The organism is Burkholderia sp. HMSC10F09, from assembly GCF_001806955.1.
Lineage (GTDB): Bacteria > Pseudomonadota > Gammaproteobacteria > Burkholderiales > Burkholderiaceae > Burkholderia > Burkholderia multivorans.
The window spans coordinates 1-4568 of the sequence record NZ_KV786755.1; the positions used below are offsets into that span (position 1 = coordinate 1).

A 4568-nucleotide genomic window follows, 5' to 3' on the forward strand; every position below is an offset into this window, starting at 1 on the left:
GGCCGCCCATTCGCCGCGCGCGACACCGAGCCCGGCGCGTGCATCGCCGAGCGTGCCCGACACCCAGACGTCGTCGCCGTCGCGCGCGGCGTCGCGGCGCAGCGCGGCGTCGGGCGCGACTTCGCCGAACACGGTCACGCACAGATTCAACGGCCCGCTCGTCGTGTCGCCGCCGATCAGCTCGCAGCCGTAGCGCTCGGCCAGCGCGAACAGCCCGTTGCTGAATGCCTCGAGCCATGCGGCATCGGCGCGCGGCAGCGCGCACGCGAGCGTGAACGCGCGCGGCTCGGCGCCCATCGCCGCCAGGTCCGACAAATTGACCGCGAGCGTCTTGTGGCCGAGCGCCTCGGGCGCGACGTCGGGGAAGAAGTGCCGGCCCTCGACGAGCATATCCGTCGAAATGGCCAGCAATTTTCCGGAACGCGGCGCGATCAGCGCGCAATCGTCGCCGATGCCGAGCGTCGACACGCGTGCGCCGCGGGCCGCGCGGCGCGCGAAGAAGCGATCGATCAGCGAAAACTCGGACAGGGCGTCTGGCACGGCGAATGGACCCGAAGCGGTTGAAGGAACGGCATTGTACGGGGCGAACGGCAGCGGTTCCTGCACCGTTCAGTACATTTTTGTCGCGGCTGTTGCACCCGAATCGACGGTCAGAGGGCGGTCGATTGGCGCTACAATGCCGTCGAACAGTCATTCTAATCCGCACGTCACCAGACACATGTCCACCCAAGCCTCCTCCAAAGCCAAGCTCCGCGAAGCCGCCCTCGACTACCACGAATTCCCGACGCCGGGCAAAGTCGCCATCGCCCCGACCAAGCAGATGATCAACCAGCGCGACCTCGCGCTCGCGTATTCGCCGGGCGTTGCGTTCGCATGCGAGGAGATCGTCGAGAATCCGCTGAATGCCGCGCGCTTCACCGCGCGCAGCAACCTGGTCGGCGTCGTGACCAACGGCACCGCGGTGCTCGGGCTCGGCAACATCGGCCCGCTCGCGTCGAAGCCGGTGATGGAAGGCAAGGCCGTGCTGTTCAAGAAGTTCGCCGGCATCGACGTGTTCGACATCGAGCTGAACGAGTCCGATCCGCACAAGCTGGTCGACGTGATCGCCGCCCTCGAACCGACGTTCGGCGGCATCAACCTCGAGGACATCAAGGCGCCCGACTGCTTCATCGTTGAGCGCGAAGCGCGCAAGCGCATGAAGATTCCGGTGTTCCACGACGACCAGCACGGCACCGCGATCGTCGTGGCCGCGGCCGTCACGAACGGGCTGAAGGTCGTCGGCAAGGACATCAAGAAGGTCAAGCTCGTCGCGTCGGGCGCCGGCGCCGCCGCACTCGCGTGTCTCGATCTGCTCGTCGACATCGGCCTGCCGATCGAGAACATCACGGTGACCGACCTCGCCGGCGTCGTCTACAAGGGCCGTACCGAGCTGATGGATCCGGACAAGGAGCGTTTCGCGCGCGAAACCGACGCGCGCACGCTCGCGGAAGTGATCGACGGCGCGGACATCTTCCTGGGCCTGTCGGCTGCCGGCGTGCTGAAGCAGGAGATGGTGAAGGGAATGGCCGAGCGCCCGCTGATTCTCGCGCTCGCGAACCCGACGCCGGAAATCCTGCCGGAAGTCGCGCTCGAAGTGCGCCCCGACGCCGTGCTCGCGACGGGCCGCACCGACTACCCGAACCAGGTCAACAACGTGCTGTGCTTCCCGTTCATCTTCCGCGGCGCGCTCGACGTCGGCGCGACGACGATCACGCGGGAAATGGAAATCGCGGCCGTCAACGCGATCGCCGAGCTCGCGCAGCAGGAGCAGAGCGACATCGTCGCGACCGCATACGGCATCCAGGATCTGTCGTTCGGGCCCGAATACCTGATTCCGAAGCCGTTCGACCCGCGCCTGATCGTGAAGATCGCGCCGGCCGTCGCGCAGGCCGCGATGGACGGCGGCGTCGCCACGCGTCCGATCGAGGACATGGAAGCGTACAAGCAGCATCTGCAGCAGTTCGTCTATCACAGCGGCACGACGATGAAGCCGATCTTCCAGATCGCGCGTGCGGCGCCGGAAGAGAAGAAGCGCGTCGTGTTCGCGGAAGGCGAAGAAGAGCGCGTGTTGCGCGCCGTTCAGATCATCGTCGACGAAAAGCTCGCGAAGCCGGTCCTGATCGGCCGCCCGGCCGTGATCGAACACCGCATCCAGCGCTACGGGCTGCGTCTGACGCCGGGCACCGACTTCACGGTCGTGAACACCGAGCACGACGAGCGCTACCGCGACTTCTGGCAGACCTACTACAAAATGATGGCGCGCAAGGGCATCAGCGAACAGCTCGCGCGCGTCGAAATGCGCCGCCGCACGACGCTGATCGGCTCGATGCTCGTGAAAAAGGGCGAGGCGGACGGGATGATCTGCGGCACGATCAGCACGACGCACCGTCATCTGCACTTCATCGACCAGGTGATCGGCAAGCGGCCCGGCTGCAGCGTCTACGCGGCGATGAACGGCCTCGTGCTGCCCGGCCGCCAGATCTTCCTCGTCGATACGCACGTGAACGTCGACCCGACGCCGGAGCAGCTCGCCGAGATCACGATCATGGCCGCGGAAGAAGTGCGCCGCTTCGGCATCGAGCCGAAGGTCGCACTGCTGTCGCACTCGAACTTCGGCACGAGCAACGCGCCGTCCGCGCAGAAGATGCGCGATACGCTCGCGATCCTGAAGGAACGTGCACCGGAGCTGACCGTCGACGGCGAAATGCACGGCGATGTCGCGCTCGACGCGGCGCTGCGCAAGGAAATCCTGCCGGAATCGACGCTCGAAGGCGACGCGAACCTGCTGGTGCTGCCGAACATCGATGCTGCGAACATCGCGTACAACCTGCTGAAGACGGCAGCCGGCAACAACATCGCGATCGGCCCGATCCTGCTCGGCGCCGCGCAGCCGGTGCACGTGCTGACCGAATCGGCGACCGTGCGCCGGATCGTGAACATGGCGGCGCTGCTCGTCGCCGATGTGAACGCCGCGCGCTGAGCGCACACGCGCGGTGCCGGCAGACCGGTGCCGCGCGGCAGGCGAAAACGTCAACAATCGAAAAAAAGGCGTGCCCGCAACGGGCACGCCGCCGGGCATCGTGCAAGCGCACATCCCGCAGTCAACATCAGCATCTCCCTACCCTCGACGGTGAGCGCGGCAAGGAGGCAGGACTCGCCGCGCGAGAGATGCCGCGCTTATTTTATCCTATACAAGATAAAAATGACGAATATTCGGTAAAAAATACGCGATTCGACAGGAAGGCGCACTTTCGATTCCCAAACGAACATTGATTCGGGCGGACAATAGCGCTACGCTAACGCCTTTGCTGGTCGTTCAACTATTTGATTTAACAGCGGGAACCCCGGTTCATGGCACGCAAGTGGCTCCGCAACGGCGCGCTCGCGTCCGTCTTCGCGATGTTCGCGATGGGTATCGTCGGCACGCCGACGGGCAGTCTGGTTTCCGCCGCCTACGCACGGCAGACCGTTTCGGCCGATGTGGCCGCCGGCGGGTTCGATACGATCCCGACCGCCCGTCTGCCGCGCGAGGCCGTGACCACGCTCGGCCTGATCGCTGCGGGCGGTCCCTATCCGTACGATAAAGACGGCATCGTGTTCGGCAACCGTGAGCGGATCCTGCCGAAGGCGAAGCGCGGCTACTACCACGAGTACACGGTGCCGACGCCGCGCGCGCGCAATCGCGGCGCGCGCCGGATCGTCTGCGGCGGGCCATTGCGGCGGATCGACAACTGTTATTACACGGACGACCACTACAACAGTTTTAAACGTATTGTTGAATGACTTCGGGATGAACGGCATGAGCGACTCCATCTACGCGCACGATACGGCGGCGGCGGAACTGTTCGCGGCCGGCGACGGCAATCTGTTTCAGCGCGTCATGCAACTGCGCGCGACGGCACAGGCCGGCGCCGCGCCGGTCCAACAGGAATCTGCCGATCCGGGGCTTTCATCGAACGAGGAGCCTATGAGCCTTTTCACGACCGTGCGACCCAATCTCGTGCAGTCGATCCGCGCATTTCGCGTTCAGGATCTCGCCGACGAAGCCGCCCGGCTCGGCCAGCATTTCCTCTATGCGTATTGCGGCGCCGCGCAGTCGAAGCAGGAAGTGATGGAGACGATCGCGACGTCGTTCCTGTTCCCGAAGCACTTCGGCAAGAATTACGACGCGCTGTACGACTGCCTGACCGACCTCGTCGCCAAGGCCGGTGCGCAGCCGGGCTTCGTGATCGTGCTCGAAGGGCTGCCGATCGCACAGAAATTCGACAAGGAAGGGCGCGAAACGCTGCTCGACGTCTTCCGCGAGGCCGCCGAGTTCTGGGCCGAGCGCAAGGTCGCGTTCCGCGTGTTCTATTCGTTCGCATAAGCGGCGAACCACCCGCTATCTGCCGGTATTCGCCGGCATCTGCAGAAAAGCCCGCGTCAGCGGGCTTTTTCGCATCCGGCGCTCGCGTGCGGCGGGGCGCTGCGTTACCAGCCGCCCCAGCGCGCGGCGAGGGCGGCCAGGACGGCCGCGCCGGCCGTCTCGG

General features: G+C 65.5%; 4 protein-coding genes. 3 read left to right on the forward strand and 1 reads right to left on the reverse strand.

The window, feature by feature from the left end; genetic code table 11:
* Nucleotides 1–540 (reverse strand): thiamine-phosphate kinase (gene thiL, locus HMPREF3115_RS16780; protein WP_070555260.1); only part of this gene is annotated, 540 nt, incomplete at its 3' end.
* 136 nt (nt 541–676) lie between these two features.
* Between thiL and HMPREF3115_RS16785 the strand changes: the two genes are divergently transcribed.
* From HMPREF3115_RS16785 to HMPREF3115_RS16795, 3 genes are all read left to right on the forward strand, one after another.
* The gene (locus HMPREF3115_RS16785) at nt 677–3019 is read left to right on the forward strand and encodes an NADP-dependent malic enzyme (RefSeq protein ID WP_035489643.1); all 2343 of its coding nucleotides are present in this window, start codon (nt 677–679) and stop codon (nt 3017–3019) included.
* A gap of 371 nt (nt 3020–3390) precedes the next feature.
* Entirely contained in the window at nt 3391–3822 is a 432-nt protein-coding gene (locus HMPREF3115_RS16790) for a ribonuclease (protein WP_006407584.1), read from the forward strand.
* Nucleotides 3823–3838: 16 nt separating this feature from the next.
* Nucleotides 3839–4405, forward strand: coding sequence for a barstar family protein (locus HMPREF3115_RS16795; protein ID WP_012214136.1), 567 nt, complete (start codon nt 3839–3841; stop codon nt 4403–4405).
* Nucleotides 4406–4568 lie beyond the last annotated feature (163 nt).